The following is a 26,057-nucleotide window of genomic DNA, read 5'->3' on the forward strand; positions in this document are numbered from 1 at the left end:
TCCCTATACCGGGCCGCTGGGCGTTAACGCGAGGACAAAGGGTACCGCCACAAGGGCAGACAGCAAAATGACCCCGAAGGATTTCCAGAGCGATCCGAATTTATGCGCTTCATTCAGGAAATGGAGCGTGACGTAAAGGCTCAACACCGCCATCGCGAGCGTAACCATCACGATCAGCAGCGGCAGCACCAGCAAAGACAGCAGCGACAACACCAACCCGCCGATCTGCAGGTATTGCAACCAGACGGTCAGCAGGAAGATATCGTCAAAGGACCCGACACCGCCAAGCAGACGGCCAAACATCAAAAACGCCAAAATGCTCAGCATCATGGCCCCGGCCGAGCGGGCAAGGATCAGCAGAATCGGCTCGGTCACAGGAACGGGTTGGTCGGGTGGGATTGGCAGCGCTTGCGCCATCCCCACCTGAAGCAGGCAGCTTAGCACCATGGCCAGAGAAAACCCCAGACATAAAGCCTCGCGCCCGGGACGCATAGCCAGCAGAAGACGCGCGGTCTGCGCCGGGTTGTTCACCGTCAGGACCGCGAGGTTGGTAAGAGACGTCACGCTCATTCCGGCCGTCCTTGAGCTTGTCTGAGACCAGCCAGCCAGAACCAGATAAAAACCCCGAACCAAGCCAGGCCGACAAAGGTCAATGCCGGGCCGGGCCCAATGAACCCGGCGACCAGACCGTTCAACAGCACCAGAGGCGTTGAGGATAACAGCGCCCAGAACAATGCAAGACGGGCACCGTAAGCCGTTCCGCGCCCCCCAACCAAACGGGCCGCGCCATAGGACACAAAAGCCAGCGCGTAGAAAAACAGCGGCAGGATGATGACGGTGCCCAGCAAGGCCCCGCCCATCAGCATGTTCAGCTCAAGCCCTTCCAAATGCGCCCGCCGGGCAAGGCTGGGAAGTTGTGCGATAAAAGCCACCACGCAGAACCCCATGACAAAGATCAGCGCCCTGTCCTCACGTTCACCCAAGTCCAGAATCCGACGCACCACGCGCCCTGGCCCCCGGTACGTGGCCACGATATCCGATGTGACAGGCATCAGCTGCGCCGCGCCAGCCAGCCTTCCAAACGGGTCACGATCGCATCGGCCAGTTCACTATCTTCGATCTCGTCCACCGCCTCGGCCAGAAAGGCCAGCGTCAGCATGTTGGTGGCATCCTTGACCGGAACTCCGCGCGAGCGAAGGTAAAACAGGGCCGTCTCGTCAATCGCGCCCGAGGTCGACCCGTGCGAGCACGCGACGTCATCGGCATAGATCTCAAGCTCGGGTTTGGCGAGGAACTGGCTGTCATCGTCCAGCAACAGCGACTGGCTGATCTGATAGCCATCGGTTTTCTGTGCGCCTTCCTTCACAAGAATCTTGCCCTGGAAGACGCCGGTCGCGCCGTTGCGCAGAACCTTCTTGAACACCTGACGGCTTTCACAATTCACCGCGTCGTGGGTGATAAAGACGGTATCGTCGTGATGGAAATCCCCATCGCCAACGCAGGCACCGGCCACATGGGCCACCGCATCGTCACCGGTCAGTTCGACGACCTGTTCATTGCGGGTCAGAACGCCATTTGCGGTCAGGGTGAACGATTTGTAGGTCGATTCCCTGCCCAGACGGGTGAACATATGCGTCATCGCCCGGCGTTCGTGATCGCGACCCTGCGCACGCACGTGATGCAGCGTACCATTGTCGGCGATGTCGATCTCCATACACTTGTTGAACCGAGACGCCGCCGGGCCGTTTTCCAGAATCGTCACCTCGGCCCCGCTTTCGACACGGACAATGTGATGCAGCATGGCATCCGACGTTTCCGACGCATGGCGATAGATCAGGCTGATCGGCTTTGACGGTTTGCCGGTGACGTGAATCGCGACGCCATCTTCTGCATAGGCCGTGTTCAGCGCTGCCAGAGGCCGTTGCACCGGCGATTGTCCACGTGCCTCAAGAACGCCGTACAGTTCCTTGGCCCAGTGAATATCTTTGCTGCAGATATCCTCGATCCGATCAATGTTGACGCCTTCCAGCTCAAGATCATCCGATTCTTCTGCGCTGAACACGCCGTCTATGAAGACGATTTTCAATCGGTCGATTTCACCGAACAACGTCGCCTCATCCGAGTAGAACAACGCGGCATGCGGCGCTTCCGGAGAAATCAGCGTGTCGGGACGTGTGTATTTCCAGTATTCGTCACGGCGACTGGGAAGACCCATCTCACGCACACGAGCCAAGGCATCGTCGCGCGCAGCGCGGGTGCATCCGCACATCTCGGGCAACGTCATGGCCGCCAGCCGTTCCTCGGTTGCGGTTTGTTTTGCTTGCGGCAAAGCCATCAGTTCACCTCGGCCAGAATGTCGGCGTAACCGTTATGTTCAACTTCCAGCGCCAGTTCGGGGCCGCCGGATTTCACGATACGACCATCCGCCATGATGTGGACGACGTCGGGTTTGATGTGGTCCAGCAGGCGCTGATAGTGGGTGATCACCAGGAACCCACGACCCTCGTCGCGCAGCGCGTTGACGCCTTCGGACACCAACTTCATCGCATCCACGTCGAGGCCCGAGTCGGTCTCGTCCAGGATGCACATCTTCGGTTCAAGCATCGCCATCTGCAGGATTTCGTTGCGCTTCTTCTCACCGCCCGAGAAACCTACATTGACCGGACGCTTGAGCATGTCCGCGTCGATTTTCAGCGATTTGGCTTTTTCGCGCACCACTTTCAGGAACTCGGCGGCGGACAGTTCCTCTTGACCGCGGGCCTTGCGTTGCGCGTTCACGGCGGTCCGCAGGAAGGTCATGTTGCCGACGCCCGGAATTTCGACCGGGTATTGGAACGCCAGAAACACACCCGCAGCGGCGCGCTCTTCCGGCTCCATCTCCAGCAGGTCTTCGCCGTCCAGAGTGGCCGAACCTTCGGTGACCTCATAGCCATCACGGCCCGAAAGCACATAGCTGAGCGTCGACTTGCCAGAGCCGTTCGGCCCCATGATCGCGTGCACCTTGCCAGCCTCGACTGTCAGGTCCACACCTTTCAGGATCTGCTTGTCTTCTTCTTCAAGTTGTACGTGCAGGTTCTTGATTTCCAGCATGTTTTTTCCTTTTGCGTATCGCAAGGGGCGCCCCGGCCCCGATAAATTCCTATCCCAGCACTTTGCGGATCAGACGCGCGGCAACCCATCCCAGGATTGCCCCAATGCCCACCGCCCAGACCGGGTTGATGAATGCCATATAGAAGATGTTGACGTAGGCCATGCCAAGAAGGCCGCCCAAAACCGGCAGTGCATATCCCAGCCAGGTCAGCACATCATCCCTTTGGATGCTTTTTCGGGGTGTCCGCGCCATCAACCGACAGAGCCTTCCAGCGAGATTGCCACCAGTTGCTGCGCTTCCATGGCGAACTCCATCGGCAGCGCCTGCAGGACGTCCTTGCAGAACCCGTTGACGACCAGCGCCACGGCCTCTTCCTCGTCCATGCCGCGCTGACGGCAATAGAACAGCTGATCGTCATCCACCTTGGACGTCGTCGCCTCGTGTTCAACACGCGATGAGTTGTTCTTGACCTCGATATACGGAACCGTGTGCGCCCCGCATTTGTCGCCGATCAGCAAACTGTCGCACTGGGTATAGTTGCGGCTGTCTTTCGCCTTCGGGTGCATCGAAACCAACCCGCGATAGGTGTTCTGCGCCTTGCCCGCGCTGATGCCCTTGGACACGATGCGCGACTTGGTGTTCTTGCCCAGGTGAACCATCTTGGTGCCGGTGTCGGCCTGCTGCATATTGTTTGTGATCGCGATCGAGTAGAACTCACCCTGGCTCTCGTCGCCGCGCAGGATGCAGGACGGGTATTTCCAGGTCACGGCCGAGCCGGTTTCCACCTGTGTCCACATCACCTTGGAACGATCCCCCCGGCAATCGGCGCGCTTGGTTACAAAGTTGTAGATACCGCCCTTGCCGTTCTCATCCCCGGGGAACCAGTTCTGAACGGTCGAATATTTCACCTCGGCGTCTTCCTCGACGATGATCTCAACCACAGCCGCGTGCAGCTGCGCGGTGTCGCGCTGAGGCGCGGTGCAGCCTTCCAGATAGGACACGTACGAGCCCTTGTCGGCGATGATCAGCGTGCGCTCGAACTGGCCGGTGTTTTCCGCGTTGATACGGAAATAGGTGCTCAGTTCCATCGGGCAGCGGACGCCCGGCGGGATGTAGACGAAGGACCCGTCCGAGAACACGGCCGAGTTCAGCGTGGCGTAGAAGTTGTCCGACACCGGAACCACGGTGCCCAGATATTTCTTCACCAGCTCGGGGTGATCCTTGATCGCCTCGGAGATCGAACAGAAGATCACGCCATGTTTCGCCAGCTCGTCCTTGAAGGTCGTACCGACGGATACCGAGTCGAAAACCGCGTCCACAGCAACCTTGCGGCCTTCTGCGGGCATGTCTTCGGCTCCTTCGACGCCTGCCAAAATCATCTGTTCTTTCAGCGGGATACCCAGCTTTTCGTATGTGGCCAGCAGCTTGGGATCGACCTCATCCAGCGACTTCGGCTTTTCCTCCATCGATTTCGGACGGGCATAGTAATACTGGTCCTGAAAGTCGATTGGCGGGTAATGCACCATCGCCCATGTCGGCTCTTCCATCTTTGTCCAGCGCTCGAAAGCCGACAGACGCCATTCGGTCATCCATTCGGGTTCTTCGTTTTTTTCTGAGATCAGGCGGACGATATCCGGGTTCACGCCCTTGGGCGCATATTCCATCTCGATATCGGTATCCCAGCCGTATTTGTAGGTGCCGACCTCGCGCACCGCATCCACGGTTTCCTGATCGACACCTTCTTTTACCTGGGTCTGGTCCAAAGCGGCCATATCCTTCACTCCGTCAGATCACGCGGCACGCGCGCGATGCTTTTTCTCTTTTTCAAGCCACGCTTCGGCGAAACGCAGCACATCTTCTTCGGTGGTCAGCGGCCCAAGCGACACGCGTATCGCGCTGGCTGCCGTGACCTCGTCATATCCCATTGCCGTTAGAACCGCGCTGGCGCGGACCTTGCCGCTGGAACAAGCCGAGCCCGCGCTGACCGCAAACCCCGCCAGGTCCATCTGCATCACCTGCGTTTCGCCCTTCCATCCAGGGGTGGCGAAGCACAAGGTGTTGGGCAGGCGATCCTGATCTTTCCCGACAAAAATAGTAGATTTAGAACCAGCCTCAAGAGCCTTTTCTAGAATATTTCTAAATTCCCGGATCTGCTCCCAAACGCCATCGGCCAGATCCCGGGCCGCCGTTTCAGCTGCAGCCCCGAACCCCGCGATTCCAATGACATTTTCCGTACCCGAGCGGCGGCCCATCTCCTGACCGCCCCCCTTGATCTGCGCAGGCAAATCCGTGCCGCGTTTCATCACGACAGCCCCGATGCCCTTTGGCCCGCCCAGCTTATGCGCCGAGATCAACGCCATCTGGGTATCCAGCCAGTTGAAGGCGACCGGCAGTTTTCCAAATGCCTGAGTCGCATCGGTCACGGCCAAGCCCTTGGGAAGGTTCTGAATTATCCCCGTTTCCGAATTGGCCAGTTGCAGGGTCGAAACTTCGGGCTCGGGCACCTGAACCTGGCCGGACATCGAGACGGGTAAATCCTCGTTAATCCAAGCTCTTACAGCATCATGTTCCATTGCAGAACCGTGCAGATTCCGGCCACCCAACGCCAGCGACGCGCCTTCGGTCGAGCCAGAGGTAAACACGATATCCGCACCGTCAGCCCCGAAAGCGGACGCGATTTGTGCCCGCGCGCGTTCAATCACGGCCTTGGCCGCGCGCCCCTCGGCATGGACCGAGGATGGGTTGCCGCAAAAATCCATTACCGAGATCATCGCCTCACGCGCCTCGGGGCGCAGAGGGGTCGTCGCATTGTGATCCAGATAAACACGATTCATGGATTCACCTTTTCCCAAAAGCGAAACCTCCGGTTGCCGGATAAACGCCGCATCGCATCACTCATCGACAACGGCAAACAGGCTGGGCACTGCGGGACATGGGGCAAGATCGTTTTTGATCACGTCCGACAACCGCGTCTGATGCAGGAAGACATAAACATGTGCGCTGAGACCCTCCCACAGACGGTTGGTCAGCGATTGCGCCCGGCTTCCCGACGACGCACCAGACGCGCCCGCGCCTTTTTGCAAAGCATCAACCGTTTCATCCACGGCGGCCAATACCTCGACCACGCGGATTTCCGACGCGGCGCGCGCCAGACGATAGCCGCCACCCGGCCCGCGAACCGAAGATACCAGATCAGCACGGCGCAGTTTGACGAAAAGCTGTTCCAGATAGGGCAACGAGATATCCTGCCGTTCCGAGATTTCCCCCAATGTCACAAGGGTATCTTGGGGCTGAGTGGCAATATCGGCTAACGCAACCATCGCGTAACGACCCTTGGTCGAAAGCTTCATTGTCTACTCCTCTTGGCAGGTACTACGCGAAAACATTGACGCCGCCGCTGCCAGTGCGTATCTCCGACAGGCAGCAACTTGCGCAAAGCAACATAATTAGAACCGTTCTAAGGTGCCTGACGATAACCGTCAAGTATATCCGGGCACCAAGAAGAAAAAGACAGGACCAAAGCACACATGCCCGAGGTGATTTTTCCCGGACCCGAAGGCCGCCTGGAAGGCCGTTACCACCCGCAAAAGGAAAAAGACGCACCGATCGCCATCGTGCTGCACCCGCACCCACAATTCGGCGGGACCATGAACAACAAGGTCGTCTACAACCTGCATTATGCGTTCTACAACATGGGCTTCACCGTGTTGCGCTTTAACTTTCGCGGCGTGGGCCGCAGCCAGGGCGAATACGACCAAGGCGTGGGTGAGCTGAGCGATGCGGCCTCGGCGCTCGATTACTTGCAGTCGATGAACAACAACTCGAAACACTGCTGGGTCGCGGGGTTCTCGTTTGGCGCGTGGATCGGAATGCAACTGCTGATGCGCCGCCCGGAAATCACCGGCTTTATCAGCGTCTCTCCGCCCGCGAACATGTATGACTTTTCTTTCCTGGCGCCCTGCCCCTCGTCCGGCCTGATCATCAATGGCTCGGCCGACCGCGTGGCGCCTCCGACTGACACCACCTCGTTGGTGAACAAGCTGCACGAACAAAAGGGCATCACCATCACTCATAACGAGGTGGAAGGCGCCGACCACTTTTTCCAGGATCGTCACATGGACACGCTGATCACCGATGTCAGCGATTATGTGAAACGCCGCCTGACTGAGAACACGCGCTGATGTCTGACACCATCACCACCCTCGCCTCGAAATTGGCCGAGGACACGATGAAAGTGATGGACGAAACCGGGGACGACCGCTTTTTTGTCGAAGTGGGCGATCTTCTGGGGGCGTCCTCGCAGACCTTGGAAGAAGCGTTCCTGACCGAAGTCCGCGTGCGGCTGGCCGAGCGAAAGGCCCGCCAATTTGTGATCAAGAAGCTTACGGATCACCGCGCCAAGACCAAAGCAATCGAGAAACAATGACTGAAAGACTGACCGCGCAGATCGATTTCCTGAAACGCGCGGACGGCCTGAAATCGGTCGATCGTGCCAATTTCCTTCTGGATCAGTCCCGCCCGGAAAATGCCGCCGAGCATAGCTGGCAATTGGCGCTGTGGGCACTGGTGATGCAGCCTATGGCCAGTGCGGACGTCAATATCGATCGGGTCATCCGAATGCTGTTGCTGCATGATCTGGTCGAGATCATCGTCGGCGACCACCCAATTCACCTGCAAACCGACTGGCAGGCCGTTGAGCGGCTTGAAAACGCCGCTGCAGCAGAGCTGTTCGGACTTTTGCCCGAAGATCAGGCCACGGATTGTCTTGCCTTGTGGCAGGAATTCGAGGCCGACCAGAGCCCGGACGCAAAATTCGCCAAGTATCTGGATCGGTGCCAGCCGATGTTCCAGGTTCTTTGCGCACCCGCCCCACAGCCCGAACACCTGGCTATCGTGCAGGACAATCTGAACGGGGGGCGTGCCGCTTATTTAAGGACAGAATTCCCCGAGGCCCACGCCGCCGCCCAAGGCCTGCTGGAAGGCGACCAACCCACTGAGACCAGCTTCGCGACCCGCCTTGCCTTTCTGGCCGAGACCGACCAGTTGAAATCGGTCTACCGCGCCTCGCGCCTGCTCGGCGATGAACGGTTCGAAAACTCGGCTGAACATTCCTGGCACATCATGCTGTATGCGTGGATTCTGGCCGAACACGCAGCCCCCGGCGTTTCGATCGACCGCGCGCTGAAAATGCTGCTGCTGCATGATATTGTCGAGATCGACGCCGGAGACCACCCCATCCACGGTCAGGTCGACCACGCCGCACAAGAGGCCGAGGAGCAGGCCGCCGCCGAACGCCTGTTCGGGTTGCTGCCGGATGATCAGAAATCAGATTTTACATCCTTGTGGTACGAATTCGAAGCCGCCGAAAGCCCGGACGCCCGCTTCGCCAAGGCCATAGATCGCTTTCAGGCGCCGGTCGGCAACTTGGCCACAGGTGGCGGATCATGGACGGATTACAATGTCACCTATGCTCAGATTGAACAGCGTGTGGGAGCTCCGATTCAGCGCGGTGCGCCGGGTCTGTGGACATGGCTTCAGCCACAGCTTACCGCCTTTTTCGCCGCAACGGCCAGTTCCTAGGCAAAAGAAAAAGAGGCCCAAAGGCCTCTTTTCCCCGTGTTTCGGCAGGCGCTCAAACCTGATCACTATCTAACCGTTCAACAAACTTGGCCGCGTTTTTGTCGACGGACCCCCCGCCAGCAAGCCACCCAAGCGCCACAATCAACGCCGAAACAATGACGATACAACATGCGAATTTCGTCATGAATATACACTCACAAAACAAAAACCTTTAAAAACAGTGGCTTTTTATCACAGAGTTTCACGCAAAGACAGTCTGGTTATCCTGACCTTACGACAGGCTGATCGGGTTGGCGCGGCGTCTTGGGTCGGGCAATCGGGCCGAGATTTCTCTTGCCCACCCGGCTGATTTCGTGCTCAACCTCGCAAAACTTCTGTCGAGAACCCCACCGTGCCCCATGCTTATCTGATCCTGTTTCTGGCGGTCATCGCCGAAACCATCGGTACGACGGCCCTGCAGGCCAGCCATCAATTCAGCCGTCTCTGGCCGTCCGTTCTGGTCGTGGTCAGCTATGGTATTGCCTTCTATCTTCTGGGGCTGACACTGAAATTCATGCCAGTCGGCATCGTCTACGCGATCTGGTCCGGTCTTGGCATCGTTTTCATCGCAATCATCGGCTTTATCGTCTTTGGTCAGAGGCTGGACTGGCCGGCGGTCCTTGGCCTTTCGATGATTCTGATCGGAATCCTTGTCATTCACCTGTTTTCCAAGACTGCTGGCCACTGATCACCGGTTAGGGCTGGCCTATTTGGTCAAACCGCGCTATGCGCGCGGCAACTTCCCGTTCAAAGGCTGACCTCTCATGGACCTGCGCAATATCGCAATCATCGCTCACGTGGACCACGGCAAGACGACCCTGGTGGATGAGCTGCTCAAACAATCCGGCGCGTTCCGGGAAAATCAGGCTGTGGCCGAACGCGCCATGGACAGCAACGATCTTGAGCGCGAGCGCGGGATCACCATCCTTGCCAAGGCCACCTCGGTCGAGTGGAAAGGCACCCGTATCAACATCGTCGACACCCCCGGCCACGCCGATTTCGGCGGTGAGGTCGAGCGTATCCTCAGCATGGTCGACGGCGTTGTCCTGCTGGTTGACGCCGCCGAAGGCCCGATGCCGCAGACCAAGTTCGTGACCTCCAAGGCGCTGGCGCTGGGCCTGCGCCCAATTGTGGTGCTGAACAAGGTCGACAAGCCCGACGCAGAACCCGACCGCGCGCTGGACGAATGTTTTGACCTGTTCGCCAACCTTGGCGCTGACGACGATCAGCTGGACTTCCCGGCCATGTATGCCTCGGGCCGTTCGGGTTGGGCCGACATGGAATTGGACGGCCCCCGCAAGGACCTGACCGCCCTGTTCGACCTGATCGTCGACCACGTCCCCGCGCCGAAACAGGCCGACAAAAAAGACGAACCTTTCCGCATGCTGGCAACCACACTGGGCAGCGACCCGTTCATCGGTCGCATTCTGACTGGCCGCGTGGAAAGCGGTACGCTGAAAGCGGGTGACAGCCTCAAAGCGCTGTCGCGCGACGGTACGTTGATCGAAAACTTCCGCGCCTCCAAGATTCTGGCCTTCCGCGGCCTGGCGCAACAGCCCATCGACGTGGCCGAGGCCGGTGACATCGTCACCATCGCAGGCATGAGCAAAGCCACTGTGGCCGACTCGCTGGTGGCGCCGCAGGTCGAAGAGGCTCTGCCCGCCCAGCCCATCGACCCGCCTACCATCACCGTAACCTTTGGCATCAACGACTCGCCCCTGGCCGGTCGTGACGGCAAGAAGGTGCAGTCGCGCGTTATCCGTGACCGCCTGATGAAAGAGGCCGAATCCAACGTCGCCATCCGCATCACCGACACCCCCGGCGGTGAAGCCTTTGAGGTCGCTGGCCGTGGCGAATTGCAGATGGGCGTTCTGATCGAGAACATGCGCCGCGAAGGGTTTGAACTCAGCATCTCGCGCCCGCAGGTTCTGTTCCGGGACGAGGACGGGCAACGTATGGAACCCATCGAAGAGGTTACCATCGACGTGGATGACGAATTCTCGGGCGCGGTGATCGAAAAAGTCACCGGTGCGCGCAAAGGCGAACTGGTCGAGATGCGCCCCGCCGGTGCTGGCAAGACTCGGATCATTGCGCATGTGCCGTCACGCGGACTGATCGGCTATCATGGCGAGTTCCTGACCGACACGCGCGGCACCGGAGTTCTGAACCGCGTGTTCCACGGCTGGGCCGCGCATAAGGGCCCGATCCCGGGCCGTCGCGCAGGCGTTCTGATCTCGATGGAGAAAGGTCAAGCCGTCGCTTATGCCCTGTGGAACCTGGAAGAGCGCGGCCGCATGTTCGTCGCCCCTCAAACCGACGTCTATCAGGGCATGGTTATCGGTGAGCATTCACGCGACAACGATCTGGAAGTGAACCCGCTCAAGGGCAAAAAGCTGACCAACGTGCGCGCCAGCGGTTCGGACGACGCGGTCCGGCTGACACCGCATGTTCAGTTTTCCCTGGAGGAAGCCATCGCGTATATCGACGATGACGAGCTGGTCGAAGTCACTCCGAACGCCGTGCGCCTGCGCAAGCGCTTTCTGGATCCGCATGAGCGCAAACGCATGGCAAAGTCTGCCTAAGGTTGACAATTCCATCGTTCACAATTGTGAAACAATGCTTCAACAGTGGCAGTTTTGCATACGTGATGGACCTATAAAGTTCCCGATAGCCCGCCAAATTGGCGGGCTTACTTTTTGTTTTTTATTTAATTTCTACTTTAGCGGGTATCGCCGAATTCAGCTCCACTCACGCTCCTCTTGAAATTGTGTCCAAAAACGGATGTAATCGGGGAATAAGTGTGGCACGATAGTATTACCAAATGATGTGTCTCCGCAGTTAGTGCGGCAAAGTGTGTAACGAGTTTTGAAGGAGTGGCGCCATGTGCGTGAAGTCTCGACTATTGTCTATTGTATTTGTTTCAGCAACTTTCCCACTGATTACAGCCAGTGCGGCGTTAGCAGAAAGATGTAACACCAAAACAGCTCGGCAATCGGTGTCGACCGATACTTTGTGCGCGTGCACGGTCGTCGATACCCGGATGTTACGCTACATTCAGCGGCGGGCTGATTTCGAAGATATTCTGGCGCGGACATTGGAAAGCTGCCCGGCATTCGCAGCTGTTCTGACCGACCTGCCAACAGCCACCACAGCCGCATCTGCGCGCGATGGCGAGGGTAACGACTCTGGCTTTGGCGGCCCCGGGGGCAGCATTGGTGGTGATGGCGACGACGGTGGTAACGACGGCGACGACAGTGGTGACGACGGCGACGACGGTGGTAACGACGGCGACGACGGTGGCAACGACGACGACAATGGTGGCGACGGTGGCGACGGTGGCGGCGGCAATAACGGCGGCGGTGGCAATAACGGTAACGGCAACGGCGGCAACAACGGCGGCGGTGGCAATAACGGTAACGGCAACGGCGGCAACAACGGCAGCGGTGGCAATGACGGCAATGGCAACGGCGGCAACAACGGCGGCGGTGGCAATGACGGAAACGGCAACGGCGGCAATAACGGCAGCGGTGGCAACGACGGCAACGGCAACGGCGGCAACAACGGCGACGGCGGCAATTCCGGAAACGGCAACGGCGGCAACAATGGCGACGGCGGCAATTCCGGCAACGGTAACGGCGGCAACAATGGCGGCAGCGGAAACTCCGGTGACGGTAACGGCGGCAACAATGGCGACGGAAGCGGAGGCAACTCCGGCGGTGCCGGCAGCGGTGGCGGCGGAAGCGACGGCGGTAACGGCGGAGGCGCCGGAGCCGGCGGCGGCAGCGGAGGTGGCAGCGCTGGTGGTGCCGGAGCTGGCGGTGGTGCCGGCGGCGGCAATGCCGGGGGCGCTGGAGCTGGCGGTACGTTCTAAGTGAAAGGCTGTGGTTTAGCGCCAAGAACCAATGTGGCGCAGCCAAGCACGATAACCAAAGTCATGAATACAGAAAGGGCGACCTTTGTGCCGCCCTTTCTCATTCATCAACAATTCAATCGTTGTTCAGCAGGAAAACCTCAACTGCTACTATAAACCCCAACCCAACCACTGGGTTTCCGCGGGTTCTGCATCCGCAGGAAAAGATAATGCGTAGCCGACCACGGTTTGATTTTGTTGGTCAGGTTATCCAAAACCAGATCACCAGCTGCCGAGCGGTAGACCAGCACAGCATGTGCATTCCGCTGCGTATCCAAAACCGTTGCGATCAGCAATTTGCTGGGATCGACGCCGGCGCGAATGAGATCTCGTTTCTTCAGCAGAGCGAAATCTTCACAATCCCCGCCTCGGGACGTCGGCAGCGCCCATCTTTCCGCGATGCGGTATTGCGATTGGTCCGTCACCGAGCGCGTCGTTGCATTGACCTGCTGATTGACCCGCTGGATTATCTGCATTTCCTGTTGACTGGACATGGAAGCCGAAGCCTTGGTTGAACAGGCCCAGTTGTATTGACGGCACAATTGACGGGCGCCGGCAGGCGGCGGCGATGCCGATACGACTTGGAGATAACTTCCTTCGCTTGCCTCTGCAGCGATGCCCACACCCAAAGCGCCCACGGCCAGCGCGGCGGCGGCGAAAAGTCGACCCATAGTTGAGGTCAACCGCGAAAATACGGCTCTGAATTCAGTGCTCAACGGTTTCATGCCTGTTCCTCGATCCAAATTCATCCACGCGATTGCAGAGAACGGGACCGTAGATTGTTTTGCTAACTATCAGTGGACGGGGCCGTTTGCGCAATCTGCAGTGACGTTGCAAGCAAAAAGAGGCGGAAATTCGTTCCGCATTTTGACCATTTCTGGCAAGAATTGAGAGAATCTGGCCACAATTTAAAGGTGACCCGACGTAATCTTTTCACCCGGCATCCGTGATAAGCGTTTGAAAAACTTACCTGCAATCTGAAAAGAAAAAGGTCAGGCGACCGCTCGGGCCACCTGACACATTCATGCGCTGAATTCCGCTCAGCTTGTCGGAATCTGGCGTAACTTTGCCAGAGTGATTCTAGTCGGTGATCTCAATAACGACCAATTCACGCTCGCTGGCGCCGCGCGCGTGATCCAGCGCCTGCTGGTATTCAGGAGATTCGTAACACTCCACCGCGGCTTCAACCGAGGGGAACCGGGCCACCACATTGCGGGGCCGCTCTCTGCCTTCAAGCTGCACGTAGCGCGCGGCGCGGGCGATGAATTCCCCCCCGTGCCTGGCAATCGCAGGACCCGCCAGCTCGGCATATTTTCCATAAGCCTCGGCGTCGGTCACAGTAACGTGGGCAATCCAGAGTGCGGGCATGTTATCCTCCCAGTACTTGTTCAGCGGCTTTGATTGCCGCGTCCGAATTCGACGCATCACGACCGCCGCCCTGCGCCATGTCGGGGCGTCCGCCACCGCCTTTGCCACCCAGTTCGACCACTGCGGCCCGAACCAGATCAACGGCCGAGACCTTATCGGTCAGGTCTGAGGTAACACCGGCCGCAACCGCCGCCTTGCCGCCCGCATCCGCGATCAACAGCACAGCGCCCGAGCCGATGCGGCTTTTGTGTTCGTCGATCAGCGCCGGAAGGTCTTTGCCCGAAACCCCGCTCAGCGCCTGGGCCAGGAAAGGTACTCCATTCACGTCACGCGCCTCGGCGCCGCCCTGCCCCGAGCTTCCCGCCATCGCCAAGTCGCGGCGCAGTTGGGCAACTTCGTTTTGCAGGGCTTTGCGTTCATCCAGCAGTGACTTGACCCGGCTGACCACATCGTCCGGCTGCGCCTTCAACTCTGATGCGATCTGGCCAAGCCGTTGATCTTGTACCGAAAGATGGCGGAAAGCCTCATCCCCGGTCAGCGCTTCGATCCGACGCACACCGGCGCTGCTGGCGCTGTCACCCAGCACGACAAACGTGCCGATATCTCCGGTCTGACGCACATGCGTACCACCGCAAAGCTCGATCGACCATGTGTCGCCGTCATGCCCTTTGCCGGTCGGGGCCTTACCCATCGAGACAACGCGAACCTCATCGCCGTATTTCTCACCGAACAGCGCCTGAGCGCCCAGTTCCCGCGCATCGTCCGGCGTCATGATCCGGGTCTCAACGGTCGAGTTCTGGCGGATGAACTCGTTCACCTCTCGTTCGACCTTCTGGATTTCCTCGGGGCTTAGCGCTTTGGAATGGCTGAAGTCGAACCGCAACCGGTCCGACGCATTCAGCGACCCGCGCTGTGCCACGTGATCGCCCAGCGTTTCACGCAGCGCCTCGTGCAGCAGGTGCGTGGCCGAGTGGTTGGCCCGGATCGCGGTCCGGCGCGCGTGATCGACCGCAAGCTCAACCGAGTCGCCCGTCGACAACTCACCCTGGCTGACCGTTACCTGATGCGCATAGACCTTGCCTTCGGCAAACTTGCGGGTGTCTTCGACCCGCGACACATCCTGCATGTTCTCAAGACGTCGGATTTCACCGGTATCGCCGACCTGACCACCGGCTTCGCCATAAAAGGGCGTCTGATTGACGACAACCCAACCGGTGCCACCCTGTTCGATCTTGTCGACCAGAGCGCCATCCACGATCAACGCAGCCACTTGCCCTTCGGCTTTCTCAGTATCGTAACCGAGGAAATCCGTGGCCCCAGCCTGATCCAGAACATCGAACCAAATGGCCTGATCTGCGGCCTCGCCCGATCCGGCCCATGCGGCGCGGGCCTTGGCTTTTTGTTCGGCCATGGCGGCATCGAAACCATCCGTATCCACCGTCAGGCCCTTTTCGCGCAGTGCATCCTGCGTCAGGTCCAACGGGAAACCGTATGTGTCGTACAGCTTGAACGCCGCATCGCCAGACAAAGCCGCACCTTCGGACAGGTCCGCGACCTCGTCATCCAGCAGCTTCAGACCTCGATCCAAGGTCTGCTTGAAGCGTGTTTCTTCCAGCAAAAGCGTCTCTTCGATCAACGGTTGCGCCTGCCCCAGTTCGGAATATTGCGCGCCCATCAGTTGCACCAGAGTCGGCACCAGGCGGTGCATGACCGGATCTTTCGCCCCCAGCAAGTGCGCGTGCCGCATCGCTCGACGCATGATCCGGCGCAGTACGTAACCGCGCCCGTCATTGCTGGGCATAACGCCATCCGCAATCAGGAACGAAGTCGAACGCAGGTGATCCGCGATCACCCGATGGTGGACGTTTTGGTCCCCATACGGATCCACCCCGGTCGCATCTGCCGACGCCTCAATCAGCGTCTTGAACAGATCGGTGTCATAGTTGTCGTGGCTGCCCTGTAGCAGCGCGCCGATCCGCTCCAACCCCATGCCGGTGTCGATCGACTGCATGTCGAGTTCGACCATCGAGCCGTCCTCGAACTGCTCGTTCTGCATGAAAACGATGTTCCATATTTCGATGAACCGGTCGCCATCTTCCTCGGCCGAGCCCGGAGGGCCGCCCCAGATATGATCACCATGATCATAGAAAATCTCGGTGCAAGGCCCGCAGGGGCCAGTCGGTCCCATCTGCCAGAAATTGTCATTGGTGGCGATGCGGATGATCCGGTCTTCGGGAACGCCGACCTTTTTCCAGATCTCGAAAGCCTCGTCATCGGTGTGATAAACCGTTGTCAACAGGCGGTTTTTGTCGATGCCGAATTCCTTGGTGATCAACTCCCAGGCAAAGGGGATCGCCTCGGGCTTGAAGTAGTCGCCGAACGAGAAATTTCCCAGCATCTCAAAGAACGTGTGGTGCCGCGCGGTGTAGCCCACATTGTCCAGATCGTTGTGCTTGCCGCCCGCGCGCACACATTTCTGCGCCGTGGTAGCACGCTGGTAATCGCGGGTTTCAACTCCGGTGAACAGGTTCTTGAACTGCACCATGCCCGAATTCACGAACATCAACGTCGGGTCGTTGCGCGGGACCAGAGGGCTGGACGCCACCACCTCATGCCCCTGTTTGGCAAAGTAGTTCAGAAAGGTCGATCGGATATCGTTCAGCGTGGGCATAAGGCTCTCTCAGCGCGCAATCATATTGTGTTGAAACGGGTTTATCGCTGTCCCTAGGGATAGTCCACAGGCGAGGCGGCGCAAACGAAACAAGGCGGCCCTGACGGACCGCCCTGTTCCGGGTATTCTCAGCACCATTGGGGTGCCGGGGGATTTCTGCTGTTCCCGTCAGCGACTGTTTAAGCTTCGAGGATATCGTCATCCTCGGCAGCACCCGGCGGCATGTCGAACTCCAGCCCGTGCGCGGCGCGAATCTTGTCTTCGATCTCCAGCGCGGCGCGGCTGTTGTCACGCAGATATTGCTTGGCATTCTCACGCCCCTGCCCGATCCGCTCGTCACCGTAGCTGAACCACGAGCCCGACTTCTCGACCACACCGGCCTTGACGCCCAGATCCAGCAGTTCGCCCATCTTGCTGATGCCTTCGCCATACATGATGTCGAATTCCACCTGCTTGAACGGTGGCGCCACCTTGTTCTTGACGACCTTGACGCGTGTCTGGTTACCCACCACCTCGTCCCGGTCCTTGATCGCACCGATCCGGCGGATGTCCAGACGGACCGAGCTGTAGAATTTCAGCGCGTTACCACCAGTCGTGGTTTCCGGGCTGCCAAACATCACGCCGATCTTCATCCTGATCTGGTTGATGAAGATCACCATGCAGTTCGAACGGCTGATCGACCCGGTCAGTTTCCGCATCGCTTGACTCATCAGTCGGGCCTGTACGCCCACGCTGCTGTCGCCCATGTCGCCCTCCAACTCGGACTTCGGCGTCAGCGCCGCAACCGAGTCAACCACGACCATGTTCACCGCCCCGGATCGCACCAGTGTATCGGTGATCTCCAAAGCCTGTTCTCCGGTGTCGGGCTGAGAAATCAGCAGCTCATCCAGATCCACACCCAGCTTGCGGGCATATTGCGGATCCAGCGCGTGTTCCGCATCGACGAACGCACAAACACCGCCACGCTTCTGCTGTTCTGCAATACAGTGCAGCGTCAGCGTTGTCTTACCCGAGCTTTCAGGCCCGTAAATCTCAACAATCCGGCCCATTGGCAGACCGCCAATCCCCAGCGCGATATCCAGACCCAGTGACCCGGTCGAGCTGGCATCGATGTCCTGCTTGGAATCTTCGCCCAGCTTCATGATCGAGCCCTTGCCGAACTGCCGTTCGATTTGAGCCAGCGCGCTGTCGAGCGCCTTTTGCTTGTCTGCGTTTTTCTTGTCGCTCATCGTCAGAAGATCCGCCATTGTCCTGTCGCCTTCCCTTTTGTCACACCCTTGAACGGGCGGCAATCGCTGCTTTGTTCGCCTCTTGTTCCTTATGGGACCAAAAAGAGAACATTTCAACTAAAACTTACAATACTTACTGTTCAGCAATTGTGTTAAAGAGTCGTTTACGCCAATCTGCGGCAGTAACAAAGGTTGGCAAAGGGCGACTAAATGCTTGTTTTCTATAAGGAACGCCTTGCGTTTCTGGCCGTTCCCAAAACAGGCAGCACGGCATATCACACCGCCCTGCGCGACCGCGCCGACTTTGTCGTGACCGGCCCGCCAGAACTGAAACATGCCCCCGTGCGGCGCTATGACCGATTTTTTCAGAACATCTTTCGGAAAATGTACGACACCGAGATGGAAATCATGGCGGTCGTGCGCGAACCCGTCGATTGGCTGGGCAGTTGGTACAAGTTCCGCAGCCGGGATGACCGGATCGGGCATCCGCATTCCACCCGTGATCTGAGCTTTGATGAGTTTGTGCAAGCCTATATGCAAAGCCCCCGCTCCGAATTTGCCGATGTCGGCAGCCAGAGCCAGTTCTTCCGCACCCGGAGCAACGGTTTTGGCGCCAAGCATATCTTCAAATATGAAAATCAGGACAAGATCCTGGATTTCCTGCAAGACCGGCTGAACATGCAGATCGACCTGAAACAGGAAAACGTCTCACCCCACCGCGAGTTGTTCCTGACGCCCGAGACGGAACGCAAATACCGCAAACGGCACGCGGCCGAGTTCGCCTGCCATGACGCGGCGCTCTAGTTGATCTGCTGAAATACTGCTTCGGTCAGTTGGTTCAGCGAGAACGGCTTGGGCAGAAAGGTGGAATTCGCGATCTCGGGCCCGGAATCGCCGAAGGCACCCTCGGTATAGCCGGACATGAAAATCACCCTTGTATCTGGGCGGGTTTCCATCGCCTTGCGTACCCAGGTCGGCCCATCCATGCCGGGCATGACCACATCGGTGACAAAGACATCGACAGTCAAGGCACCGTCCTCAAGCAGACGCAGCGCCTCTTCCGCCGACTCGGCCTCGAGCACGGTATACCCCTTCAACCGCAGCGCACGTGTTGCGAAAGCGCGCACCGGCGCTTCGTCTTCGACCAACAGAACAACCCCTTCGCCCTGACGGGCGGTTTGCGTGTCGGCGGCGGGTATCGCGTCGGGTTGCGCTTCCGGAGAGGCGACGGACACCGGCAGATAGACGATGAATTCCGTCCCGTGCCCCTGAACGCTGTCGACAAAAATGAAACCACCCGTCTGCTTGACGATGCCATACACCGTCGACAATCCCAGACCGGTGCCTTCCCCGGTGCGTTTGGTGGTGTAAAAGGGTTCGAATACCTTCTGCAGCTTGTCCGCCGGGATGCCAACACCACTGTCGATCACCTTGACGGTGACATATTCGCCGGGCTGAACCGTGGCCCGATCACGCGTGAAGGGATCGCTCAGCACCACAACCTCGGTCTCAATCCGCACCTCACCGCCATCGGGCATGGCATCACGGGCGTTCACGACGAGGTTCATAAGCACCTGTTCCAATTGCCGTTTATCAGCCCGCACAGGTTTCAACACCGGATCATGGCTGAGGATCAGGCGGACTTTCTCGCCCACCAGCCGGTTCAGCAAGTGGATCAGATCCGAGATCGTATCCCGAAGGTCCAGCACCTCGGGCTGCAGTGTCTGTTTCCGCGAAAACGCCAGCAGCTGACTGACCAGAGCGGCCGCCCGGTTGGCGTTTTGGTTGATCTGTACGAGATCCCCATAGTTCGGGTCATTCTGGTCATGCCGCAGCAACAGCAGGTCGCAATGCCCCGATATGGCAGTCAGCAGGTTGTTGAAATCATGAGCAACGCCACCGGCCAGTTGCCCGACCGCCTGCATCTTTTGCCCTTGCACGAACTGTGCCTCAAGGGTCTTGAGCTCGGTGGCATCGTTCAGAACTGCAATCAGCTGAACCTGCCCGTCATTCACAACGCGGTTCAGCGTGACCTGAACAAACACCTCTTTGTCCTGCCGGGACAGGCGCAGGAATTCGGACCGCATTGCTGGTTCCTGAGCCGCCGTGCGCGCCAGCCAGTCCAAAATCGGATAGCCGAGGCCGTGCATGATCTGATCAGCATTGGTTTCGCCGGGCTCGATTTCACCAATCAGTTTCACCGCCAGCCGATTGGCCTCGAGAATCCTTCCATCCGGCGCAAGGCGCACGATGGGCACCGGCAAATCCGCAAAGGACGCCCCGCTGCTGGCATGGCCCGCTACCTCTGTCGGCAACACAATCAGGTCGCGTACCGTGCCGGAGCGGTTGAGCTCACACACAGCGGCAGAGACGGTTCCATTTGCCGTGTGAACCTGAACGATATCGCCCTGTGCCCCAGGATCAGTGGAAAGGACCTGCTGCAATTTATCTGGCCTGTGCCCCAGAAAATGGGCCGCCGCGACGTTGACCCGCAGCAACGTGCCGTTGCGACCTTCGGTCAGGACCGGAACCGCAACCTCATCCCACTGCCCTGGGGTATCCAGATGAAACCGCCAGCAAAACTGACCGTTGCCGACATCGAAAACCGATACCGGGACGGTCGATCCGACAGTTATGATGTCCTCGCGTGCCTTGCCGTGAATCTCAGCCTTCGACTGAAGACGCAGCAGAACAGGTGCCGGATTCGCAAATATCGACTTCAGGCAAAGTTCTAACCGCGCACCCGGAAAGGCCTGGAACTTGTTTCGTGCTTCGGGATTGGCGGTCAGAATGTCACCCTGAGCGTTTGCAATCATGCAGGGAAACAGGTCCTGTTCCGCAAAGATCGCCATGGTCTTCACCGCCTGCCGCGCCAGATGATCCACGATCTTTCCCCGCAGCGCCACGAGGAAACTCGCCGCCAGCAGTGAGACGCCCGCCACGACAAAACCGGTGTGCCAAAGTCGCGGCACGAGCCCAACAACTGGCGCAAGACTCAGCAGTGCGCCGATCACAACCAGAGGAGCAAGTCGCAAACCGGTCGGGGCATTTTGAAAGGACGGATCAGAGAAAACTTCCGTAGTATCAGTCATAAACAACTCAGGTCGGTGGGCTTTCACGCAGTCAGCCCAAATAAGGTTAATGCCCGCTTAATAAAAACCGGGAACTCTCCTCTTGGTTGCTATGATCTGGCGCGCTATCGCGTCAAGTGTGACGTAAAGAAACCGTCCGTATCGTGGGAGACAAGCCACGTTTTCCGAAATACCTCGGACCAATCCCGATGATTTCGAAGGAAGCCATCGACAACATCACCGTTCTCGGCGTCCAGCATCGAACAGGTCGCATAGGCCAGAACGCCACCGGGCGCGATCATCGGCGCCAGCTTTTCCAGAATAGAGGCCTGAATACCCGTCAGCTCTTGCAAACGGCTTTCGGTCAGCGCCCATTTCCCCGCCGGAGCCCGCCGCCACGACCCGCTGCCCGAACACGGCGCGTCCGCGAGGATGACATCGAACGGGGCCTGTTGCGGGATGTCATCCGTACTCAGAATCTTCACCCGCACGCCAGCCCGTTCCGCCCGCACCGGAAGATCCCGCATCCGTGCCGAATTCACATCATGGGCAAACACCGAAACCCCTTTTTGCGCGGCCAGGGCCAGAGACTTTCCCCCGCCGCCCGCGCAATAGTCCAGCACGCGCATTCCCGGACGCAGGTCCAACGCCGCGACAACCGCCTGACTGGCCGCGTCCTGAAGCTCGACCAACCCGTCCGCATAGGCCCGGCTTTGCGCAATCTTGCGCGCGCCCTTGGTGACTTCCAACGCCGTTTCGCAGGCCGAAGACGCGGCGGCGTTGATCCCCTCGGCGGCCAGTGCAGCGATTGCGGTGGGGACATCCGTCTTGATCAGATTGACCCGCAAATGCACCGGCGCCCGTTTTCGCAGGGACTGCGCGACCGAAACCGTCTGATCCCCCAACGAGGTTTCGAACCGGGGCCAGAGCCAATCGGGGATGTCATACTGTTCAGCCTCAGAGGCGAAATCGCGTCCGACCTCAGTGCCGGCCAACACCTCTGGCGCGTGGCGGGCGCCCGAGAACAGATCCTCCAACGGCTCACCGTTTTTACGCACGGCGCCGATCATCAGACCACGCCCGGTCTCGGCCCCTCCGAGCGCTGCGAAGGATCGCTTGCACCGCAATGCTGCAAACACATGATCGCGGACCGCAGCCCGATCCTTGGACCCGGCAAACCGGCTGCGACGCGCCCAGTTGGTCAGAGATTTCTCGACAGGTGCGCCTGCAAGAATCTCATCAAGGATTTCAATCGAAGCCTGAATGCGCGCGGCCGGTGTCATACTGTCTTCCGAAGCTGTTGAAGTGACTGCTGCCAAAGCCACCAATACAAAACGGCGCCCTGCTGCGGGCGCCGTGAACGTTGAACACCGAGGTTACATCACCCGGTAGTTCGGGCTTTCACGGGTGATCTGCACGTCATGCACGTGGCTTTCCTTCAGGCCTGCGCCGGTGATTTTGACGAAGTTGCAGTTCCTGCGCATTTCTTCGACCGTTGCACAGCCGGTGTAGCCCATCGCCGCGCGCAGACCGCCGACCAACTGGTGCACTACGGCGCTGGCCGAACCCTTGTAGGGCACCTGCCCCTCGATCCCTTCGGGCACCAGCTTGTCATTGGCCGCGTCCTTCTGGAAGTAGCGATCAGCCGAGCCGCGCGCCATCGCGCCCAGGCTGCCCATGCCACGATAGGATTTGAAGGAACGGCCCTGGTACAGGATCACCTCGCCCGGGCTTTCATCGGTGCCCGCGATCATCGAGCCAACCATCGCACAGGACGCTCCCGCCGCGATCGCCTTGGCGAAATCGCCCGAGAACTTGATACCGCCGTCTGCGATCACCGGCACATCTCCGGCGGCCGACGCGCAATCCATGATCGCGGTCAGCTGAGGTACGCCGACACCGGCAACCATCCGCGTGGTACAGATCGAGCCCGGCCCAATGCCAACCTTGATAGCATCAGCACCTGCATCGATCAGCGCCTTGGTGGCATCGCCTGTTGCGACGTTCCCGGCGATGATCTGTACTTCATTCGACAGTGTTTTAACCCGCTTCACTGCGTCCAGAACGCCCTGAGAGTGACCATGCGCGGTATCAACGACAATGATATCGGCTCCGGAATCCACCAACTGCTCGGACCGCTCAAACCCGGCATCGCCGACCGAGGTCGCCGCCGCCACACGCAGACGGCCCAGCGGGTCCTTGCAGGCGGTCGGGTTCAATACGGCCTGTTCTGTATCTTTTAGCGTCAACAGACCGGTCAGCTTGCCCGAACCATCAACCACCAGCAGCTTTTCAATCCGGCGGGCTTTCATCAGGCTCTTGGCCTCTTCCAGATCGGCCGGTTCCTGCAACATGGCCAGATTGTCAGTGGTCATCATCGCGCGGATCGGCTGATCGTCCGAGGTCGCAAAGCGCATGTCCCGGTTGGTGACGATACCAACCACGCGGCCCGCCTCGTCGACCACGGGGAAACCGGTGAAGTTGTAGCGATCGACCAAAGCCTTGGCGTCCGCCAGCGTCTGATCCGCGCGCAGCGTGACCGGGTTGTAGACGATGCCCGATTCGAACCGTTTCACCCGCCGTACTTCACGCGACTGTTCTTCCACCGACAGGTTCTTGTGGATGACGCCGATGCCCCCGGCCTGGGCCATAGCGATGGCCATGCGCGCCTCAGTCACCGTGTCCATTGCCGAGCTCAGCAACGGGATGTTCATGGTTATCGCCCGCGTCACGCGCGTGCTTGTATCCGCCGTCGCCGGCAGCACCGACGAGGACGCCGGAACCAAAAGAACATCGTCAAAGGTAAGTGCCTCACGAATCTGCATCTGCTAACCCCATGCAAAAGCCCGTTTGACGGTGACCCTATTACATGGATTTCACCTAAGGAAAAGCCCCAGAGCTCAACTAGTTTCCCCTGCGGGCCGTTACCGCAATAAAAAAAGACGCAACCCGCACAAAACGTGCCGCTGAATGCCCTTTCCCTTTGCGCACAAACCCATATCTTGCCCGGCATACGCGCGAATACAAAAGGCAGGCCAGCTATGACCACCGAACCCCTTGTTGTCTTTACTCCCTCGGGCAAACGCGGGCATTTCCCCGTTGGCACTCCGGTTCTGACCGCCGCCCGGCAATTGGGCGTCGATCTGGATTCGGTTTGCGGCGGGCGCGGGATCTGTTCGAAATGCCAGATCACCCCCAGCTATGGCGAGTTTCCCAAGCACGGCGTGACTGTATCCGAGGGCGCGCTGAGCGATTGGAACGCAGTCGAGCAGCGCTATGATGACAAACGTGGGCTGAAACCGGGCCGCCGCCTGGGGTGTCAGGCCACCGTACAGGGTGACATCGTGATCGACGTTCCACCGGAAAGCCAGGTGCACCGTCAGGTCGTTCGCAAGGCCGCAAGCGCGCGTGCGATCATCATGGACCCGGCGACACGGCTGTACTTTGTCGTGGTGGAAGAGCCCGACATGCACTCGCCCACGGGTGATCTTGAGCGGCTGGAGCGCGCCCTGCGCCAGCAATGGAACATCGAGGCCGTCACCGCCGACCTGTCGCTGATGTCCAAGCTGCAGCCGGTTTTACGCAAAGGTAAATGGGAGGTCACCGTGGCCGTCCACCGGGGCCACAACGACACCGTTGGCCGCATCGTCGAAATCTGGCCCGGCCTGCACGAAAGTGGACTGTATGGTCTGGCCATCGACCTCGGCTCGACCACCATCGCGGCCCATCTGACCGACCTGGAAACCGGCGAGGTCAAGGCGTCCTCGGGCCTGATGAACCCGCAGATCCGCTTTGGAGAAGACCTGATGAGCCGCGTGTCATACTCGATGATGAACCCCGGTGGTGACCAGGAGATGACGAAAGCCGTGCGTGAGGCGATTAATGACCTGACAACCTCGATCGCGGAAGAGGCCGGGATTGATGCGGACCTGATCGTCGAAACCGTGTTCGTCTGTAACCCGGTGATGCACCATCTGCTGCTGGGTCTGGACCCGGTTGAACTGGGCCAGGCACCGTTTGCGCTGGCCACGTCCGAAAGCATGTCCCTGCCCGCGCGCGAGATGGACTTGACGAATATGAACCCACGCGCGCAGGTCTATATCCTGCCCTGTATCGCGGGCCATGTCGGTGCCGACTGCGCGGCCGTGGCCCTGTCCGAAGAGCCCGGAAAATCCGAAGACCTTGTGCTGATCGTCGATGTTGGCACCAACGCCGAGATTCTGCTGGGCAACACCATCCGCGTCCTGGCATGTTCCTCGCCCACAGGTCCCGCGTTCGAGGGGGCTCAGATCAGTTCCGGTCAACGTGCGGCACCCGGTGCGATTGAGCGGATCGAGATTGATCCTGTGACCAAGGAACCCCGTTTCCGCGTCATCGGGTCCGACAAATGGTCCGACGAGGAAGGGTTCGATCAGGACGTCGCCACCACCGGCATCACCGGCATTTGTGGCTCGGGCATAATCGAGGCGGTGGCCGAAATGCGCATTGCCGGTCTGTTGGATGAAAGCGGCCTGATCGGCTCGGCGGCGCAAACCGGAACCGTGCGCTGTGTGCCCGAGGGCCGCACCCACGCCTATCTGATCCACGACGCCGGCGCCGAGGGCGGCCCGCGCATCACCGTAACCCAAGGCGATATCCGCGCCATTCAGTTGGCCAAATCCGCGCTTTACGCCGGTGCCCGCCTGCTGATGGACGTGATGGAGGTCGACAAGGTCGACCGCGTCGTTCTGGCCGGGGCGTTCGGCGCCCATATCTCGACCAAACACGCGATGGTGCTGGGCATGATCCCGGACGCACCGCTGAATAAGGTCTCCAGCGCCGGCAACGCCGCCGGCACCGGTGCACGGATCGCGCTGTGCAACATCGGTGCCCGGACCGAGATTGAACGCGTCGTGCGTGAGATCACCAAGGTTGAAACCGCCATCGAGCCCAAGTTCCAGGATCATTTCGTCGCCGCCAACGCGATTCCGCACAAAACCGATCCGTTCCCGGAACTGGCGCAGGTAGTCACCCTTCCCGCGCCGTCGTTCAACACTGGCGGAGATGCGGAAAAGTCTGGCCGCCGTCGCCGCAGGAGGTCATAATCACCCCAACCATG

At 59.3% G+C, this 26,057-nt stretch carries 23 protein-coding genes; 8 read left to right on the forward strand and 15 right to left on the reverse strand.

What is annotated here, in order from left to right; genetic code table 11:
• Positions 1-3 precede the first annotated feature (3 nt).
• From ACOQFT_RS22335 to ACOQFT_RS22370, 8 genes are read right to left on the reverse strand one after another with little or no spacing between them, the layout of a single operon-like run.
• Positions 4-570: a YIP1 family protein gene (locus tag ACOQFT_RS22335; protein ID WP_421600018.1), complete on the reverse strand. Its 567-nt coding sequence runs from the start codon at positions 568-570 to the stop codon at positions 4-6.
• On the reverse strand, positions 567-1,052 hold the full coding sequence (locus tag ACOQFT_RS22340; RefSeq protein WP_421600019.1) for a YIP1 family protein: 486 nt from the start codon (positions 1,050-1,052) through the stop codon (positions 567-569). Before ACOQFT_RS22340 ends, ACOQFT_RS22335 begins: the two co-directional genes overlap by 4 nt.
• Positions 1,052-2,335 carry a Fe-S cluster assembly protein SufD gene (gene sufD, locus ACOQFT_RS22345; RefSeq protein ID WP_421600020.1) on the reverse strand — a complete coding sequence of 428 codons (1,284 nt, stop codon included), beginning with the start codon at positions 2,333-2,335 and terminating at the stop codon, positions 1,052-1,054. Before sufD ends, ACOQFT_RS22340 begins: the two co-directional genes overlap by 1 nt.
• On the reverse strand, positions 2,335-3,090 hold the full coding sequence (gene sufC, locus ACOQFT_RS22350; RefSeq protein ID WP_170671512.1) for a Fe-S cluster assembly ATPase SufC: 756 nt from the start codon (positions 3,088-3,090) through the stop codon (positions 2,335-2,337). Before sufC ends, sufD begins: the two co-directional genes overlap by 1 nt.
• A 49-nt stretch (positions 3,091-3,139) precedes the next feature.
• Positions 3,140-3,343: a hypothetical protein gene (locus tag ACOQFT_RS22355; RefSeq protein WP_421600021.1), complete on the reverse strand. Its 204-nt coding sequence runs from the start codon at positions 3,341-3,343 to the stop codon at positions 3,140-3,142.
• Positions 3,343-4,863, reverse strand: a complete 1,521-nt coding sequence (sufB, locus tag ACOQFT_RS22360) for a Fe-S cluster assembly protein SufB (RefSeq protein WP_421600022.1) — start codon at positions 4,861-4,863, stop codon at positions 3,343-3,345. The genes ACOQFT_RS22355 and sufB overlap by 1 nt, the downstream gene beginning before the upstream one ends.
• Positions 4,864-4,881: 18 nt before the next feature.
• The gene (locus ACOQFT_RS22365; protein ID WP_421600023.1) at positions 4,882-5,925 is read right to left on the reverse strand and encodes a cysteine desulfurase family protein; all 1,044 of its coding nucleotides are present in this window, start codon (positions 5,923-5,925) and stop codon (positions 4,882-4,884) included.
• Positions 5,926-5,982: 57 nt separating this feature from the next.
• A complete protein-coding gene (locus ACOQFT_RS22370) occupies positions 5,983-6,441 on the reverse strand; it encodes an Rrf2 family transcriptional regulator (protein WP_421600024.1) in 459 nt (152 codons plus the stop codon).
• 177 nt (positions 6,442-6,618) lie between these two features.
• Here ACOQFT_RS22370 and ACOQFT_RS22375 point away from each other — a divergent pair, with 177 nt between their 5' ends.
• The 6 genes from ACOQFT_RS22375 (at position 6,619) to ACOQFT_RS22400 (ending at position 12,581) form a co-directional block, all read left to right on the forward strand.
• Complete coding sequence (locus tag ACOQFT_RS22375; RefSeq protein WP_170442832.1) at positions 6,619-7,272, forward strand: alpha/beta hydrolase; 654 nt, start codon at positions 6,619-6,621, stop codon at positions 7,270-7,272.
• Positions 7,272-7,517 (forward strand): hypothetical protein, encoded by a 246-nt coding sequence (locus ACOQFT_RS22380; protein ID WP_170442834.1) that lies wholly within the window; start codon positions 7,272-7,274, stop codon positions 7,515-7,517. The genes ACOQFT_RS22375 and ACOQFT_RS22380 overlap by 1 nt, the downstream gene beginning before the upstream one ends.
• Positions 7,514-8,671, forward strand: a complete 1,158-nt coding sequence (locus tag ACOQFT_RS22385) for an HD domain-containing protein (protein WP_421600025.1) — start codon at positions 7,514-7,516, stop codon at positions 8,669-8,671. Before ACOQFT_RS22380 ends, ACOQFT_RS22385 begins: the two co-directional genes overlap by 4 nt.
• Before the next feature lie 391 nt (positions 8,672-9,062).
• Complete coding sequence (locus ACOQFT_RS22390) at positions 9,063-9,398, forward strand: DMT family transporter (RefSeq protein ID WP_421600026.1); 336 nt, start codon at positions 9,063-9,065, stop codon at positions 9,396-9,398.
• Between the two features lie 76 nt (positions 9,399-9,474).
• Positions 9,475-11,292, forward strand: a complete 1,818-nt coding sequence (gene typA, locus ACOQFT_RS22395; RefSeq protein ID WP_421600027.1) for a translational GTPase TypA — start codon at positions 9,475-9,477, stop codon at positions 11,290-11,292.
• 458 nt (positions 11,293-11,750) lie between these two features.
• Positions 11,751-12,581, forward strand: coding sequence for a hypothetical protein (locus tag ACOQFT_RS22400; protein WP_421600028.1), 831 nt, complete (start codon positions 11,751-11,753; stop codon positions 12,579-12,581).
• 140 nt (positions 12,582-12,721) lie between these two features.
• Here ACOQFT_RS22400 and ACOQFT_RS22405 read toward each other — a convergent pair whose 3' ends face one another.
• From ACOQFT_RS22405 to recA, 4 genes are all read right to left on the reverse strand, one after another.
• Positions 12,722-13,345: a transglutaminase-like cysteine peptidase gene (locus ACOQFT_RS22405; protein WP_421600029.1), complete on the reverse strand. Its 624-nt coding sequence runs from the start codon at positions 13,343-13,345 to the stop codon at positions 12,722-12,724.
• A 355-nt stretch (positions 13,346-13,700) separates the two neighbouring features.
• Entirely contained in the window at positions 13,701-13,988 is a 288-nt protein-coding gene (locus ACOQFT_RS22410) for a DUF1330 domain-containing protein (RefSeq protein ID WP_421600030.1), read from the reverse strand.
• A 1-nt stretch (position 13,989) separates the two neighbouring features.
• On the reverse strand, positions 13,990-16,659 hold the full coding sequence (gene alaS / locus ACOQFT_RS22415; protein WP_421600031.1) for an alanine--tRNA ligase: 2,670 nt from the start codon (positions 16,657-16,659) through the stop codon (positions 13,990-13,992).
• Positions 16,660-16,838: 179 nt separating this feature from the next.
• Positions 16,839-17,906: a recombinase RecA gene (gene recA, locus ACOQFT_RS22420; protein ID WP_421600032.1), complete on the reverse strand. Its 1,068-nt coding sequence runs from the start codon at positions 17,904-17,906 to the stop codon at positions 16,839-16,841.
• Positions 17,907-18,098: 192 nt separating this feature from the next.
• Between recA and ACOQFT_RS22425 the strand changes: the two genes are divergently transcribed.
• Positions 18,099-18,692, forward strand: coding sequence for a sulfotransferase family 2 domain-containing protein (locus ACOQFT_RS22425; protein ID WP_421600033.1), 594 nt, complete (start codon positions 18,099-18,101; stop codon positions 18,690-18,692).
• Here ACOQFT_RS22425 and ACOQFT_RS22430 read toward each other — a convergent pair.
• The 3 genes from ACOQFT_RS22430 to guaB form a co-directional block, all read right to left on the reverse strand.
• On the reverse strand, positions 18,689-20,980 hold the full coding sequence (locus ACOQFT_RS22430; protein WP_421600034.1) for an ATP-binding protein: 2,292 nt from the start codon (positions 20,978-20,980) through the stop codon (positions 18,689-18,691). The genes ACOQFT_RS22425 and ACOQFT_RS22430 overlap by 4 nt on opposite strands.
• A 104-nt stretch (positions 20,981-21,084) precedes the next feature.
• Positions 21,085-22,242: an RsmB/NOP family class I SAM-dependent RNA methyltransferase gene (locus ACOQFT_RS22435; RefSeq protein ID WP_421600035.1), complete on the reverse strand. Its 1,158-nt coding sequence runs from the start codon at positions 22,240-22,242 to the stop codon at positions 21,085-21,087.
• A 93-nt stretch (positions 22,243-22,335) separates the two neighbouring features.
• Positions 22,336-23,784 (reverse strand): IMP dehydrogenase, encoded by a 1,449-nt coding sequence (gene guaB, locus ACOQFT_RS22440; RefSeq protein ID WP_421600036.1) that lies wholly within the window; start codon positions 23,782-23,784, stop codon positions 22,336-22,338.
• 216 nt (positions 23,785-24,000) lie between these two features.
• Between guaB and ACOQFT_RS22445 the strand changes: the two genes are divergently transcribed.
• Positions 24,001-26,043: an ASKHA domain-containing protein gene (locus ACOQFT_RS22445; RefSeq protein ID WP_421600037.1), complete on the forward strand. Its 2,043-nt coding sequence runs from the start codon at positions 24,001-24,003 to the stop codon at positions 26,041-26,043.
• Positions 26,044-26,057 lie beyond the last annotated feature (14 nt).

This window comes from Ruegeria sp. MALMAid1280 (assembly GCF_049195285.1).
Taxonomy (GTDB): domain Bacteria; phylum Pseudomonadota; class Alphaproteobacteria; order Rhodobacterales; family Rhodobacteraceae; genus Ruegeria.